2 protein-coding genes and 1 pseudogene are annotated in these 1,645 nt (G+C 37.3%); 1 reads left to right on the forward strand and 2 read right to left on the reverse strand.

Annotated features, from left to right (window positions below):
* A pseudogene (locus tag PSN35_RS07580) lies at positions 1–215 on the forward strand (methionyl-tRNA formyltransferase); the annotation flags it as partial.
* 49 nt (positions 216–264) lie between these two features.
* Here the strand turns inward: PSN35_RS07580 and PSN35_RS07585 are convergent.
* Both PSN35_RS07585 and PSN35_RS07590 read right to left on the reverse strand, forming a co-directional pair.
* Positions 265–1,377, reverse strand: a complete 1,113-nt coding sequence (locus PSN35_RS07585; RefSeq protein WP_300031676.1) for a DNA alkylation repair protein — start codon at positions 1,375–1,377, stop codon at positions 265–267.
* A 151-nt stretch (positions 1,378–1,528) separates the two neighbouring features.
* On the reverse strand, positions 1,529–1,645 hold a 117-nt coding region (locus PSN35_RS07590; RefSeq protein WP_300030673.1), incomplete at its 5' end, for a DUF711 family protein.

The raw sequence follows: 1,645 nt of genomic DNA on the forward strand, positions 1-1,645 counted from the left end.
ATAAATTTAACGCTAAAGTTCTACGCATTCTATCTGCAAAGGTCATAGACTCTTGTCACCTAAATCCAGGAGAGGTAATTGATAGCCCTAAAGGTAGCTGTTATATAGCAACGGGTGATGGCGCACTAAGCTTAGAAAGAGTGCAGCTTGCCGGCAAAAAGGCGGCTAACATTAAAGATTTTACCAACGCCTACTGGCTAACCAAACTGGAATAATATTTAACATCACTAGCAACATAAAGTTGCAGAGTGGAACAATGCAGTTTTATTTTTTTCGAGTACGTGATTTTGTTAAGATTTTTTCACTTAGCAGGAACTCCATGCTTGCCAGCTCACAACCATTTACAAAAATGCCAATCGAGTGATTTCCCGCATAGTGCTTTCTTGTTGATATTTTTTTGAACGAATGAGATTTGGCAACTGTTTTATTATTACCATTAATTTCTGACTCGGATATTTTAAACATTTTTTTTGAGCGATTGCCGTTTTTCTTAACAAAGCCAATCGCATACTCAACCCTAAGTTTTCCGAGTTTTTGTTGCTGCGATTCAAGTTTGAAAGAAAAATCCAGGTTTTCTCCCATTTCAACGGACTTTTGAGCTGTAAAGTTTCTAATTTCAATATGTTCTGGCTTTAAAAAACCAAACAGATTCATTATCTCTGGATGTCCTTGTTTTAGTAGAGTACGACAAGCATGTTTAACAATCCTGTTGGTTTGTTGACTGTTGCCCAGCCAGCTTTTGGCTATGTCTATTACAACCTGTGGATTATCTTTTGATATATCGTTCAAATTATTAGCAACACTTCTTCTCACATATTCACTGTCATCGTTTTTCAATTTTTCCAAAATTGGCAAAATTTGGGATGGGTCTTGCTTAAATTCAGGAAGTGCCATTGCCCAAGGTAGGCGCGGACGACATCCCTCTGAGGCAAGTCGGCGAACATGATGGTTTTGTGATTTAGCCCATAGCTGCATTTGTGCCATCATTTTATAACTGTCTTTTTTAATGAATGGCCGAACCGCAAATTCAGAACTTGAGTGTTTAGTAAAATGCTCTAAAGCTTGAATTGATTTTTCAAATTTATTCAATCCATACAGCTCAACAAAACCAGGAAAAAACATGTATTGAAATCCACTAAATTTTGATGATGACTCCATGAGTATCTGAATAGCGTCAGAATACTCCATCGGTAAATAACGATGTAATGATTCTGAAATGTGCTTCATTCGCTCTTTTAATTCCCTGCCTTCCCACTCACTATCAATGACATGGGCAGAAAAGCCGTCTGTATCAAAATCACCATACAGGTTTGATACTTGCTCACCTAAGGATTTAACAAGTTCAGTGCTATACAAGTTTTTTAATGGTTCTGGCATCGTTTGCTTTGTATCCTAATGGTGACGCTGAACGACACACTTAAGGTTAAATTATAACAAGCTTTATCTGTGGTATTTATAATGATAAAACTGGACATGGGCGTTCGTTCCGAAGCTATCCTTTTTTTAATGTTATTATAATAATACCAACTCAAGGAACAGACAGTACAGCACAATTGCACAAATCATCACTTTCAAAGGCTGTCAAATCTCCAGCATTTAGTCCAGGGACTGGAAACAAGCGAACAGTTAACGGCTTGTTTAAACG

The organism is Candidatus Thioglobus sp. (assembly GCF_028599055.1).
Taxonomy (GTDB): Bacteria; Pseudomonadota; Gammaproteobacteria; order PS1; family Pseudothioglobaceae; genus Thioglobus_A.

Coding starts and splice junctions, on each gene's coding strand:
- PSN35_RS07585 (WP_300031676.1), bottom strand. CDS start 1,377: ATGCCAGAACCATTAAAAAACTTGTATAGCACTGAACTTGTTAAATCC.